Consider the following 554-nt stretch of genomic DNA (forward strand, 5'->3'; position numbering starts at 1 on the left):
GCCCGGCTTGTAGCGACAACCTTCAATCGAGCGACAAACAGCATGAATGCGCGCTGACTGGCGACGGATCGATGCCCATGGCACGGTTCAACGATGAAACTTTGCCTACGAGGAACGGAGCTGCGCTACGTGCTCACCTGGCAGCTGGCGCTGCATGGGCCCGCGACTATCCGTGAGTTGATCGATGCCCTTGAGTACCACGGGTTTTGCGTCAACGGCCGAGCGTCAAAGGCGATCTCGGACGCGTTGCGTTGGGAGATCGGACGGGGCCGGGTGCGCCGGCTCCGGCGGGGTCGATACGGACCGCTGGAATTTCCACGCGGCACCGAACACCGAATCCATCAGCGTGTGCTGACTTTGCGGGCCGAAGCAAGGCGTCTGCGGAGGTCTGAGGATCGCGGTGAGTGGTTTGGCTGATTGTCGCTACGGTCGGGCAAAGTGAGATGTCCGGACATAGGGGTTGTCCCGCATCCAGCATTGTCGCTCGATTGAAGGTTGTCGCTACAAGCCGGGCGAACAGGCACATGCTTCCGGAAGCGCGGCGCAGGCTAATG

The 554-nt window shown here is 61.6% G+C and carries 1 protein-coding gene; it reads left to right on the forward strand.

The window, feature by feature from the left end:
- Positions 1 to 93 precede the first annotated feature (93 nt).
- A complete protein-coding gene (locus A5636_RS27320; RefSeq protein WP_065156726.1) occupies positions 94 to 417 on the forward strand; it encodes a hypothetical protein in 324 nt (107 codons plus the stop codon).
- Positions 418 to 554: the final 137 nt, after the last annotated feature.

The sequence above is a fragment of the Mycobacterium asiaticum genome (assembly GCF_001673315.1).
In the GTDB taxonomy this organism is placed as follows: domain Bacteria; phylum Actinomycetota; class Actinomycetes; order Mycobacteriales; family Mycobacteriaceae; genus Mycobacterium; species Mycobacterium asiaticum_B.

Excerpts from the sequence above, each read along its gene's own strand:
- A5636_RS27320 (WP_065156726.1), top strand. The coding sequence starts at position 94 with ATGAAACTTTGCCTACGAGGAACGGAGCTGCGCTACGTGCTCACCTGG.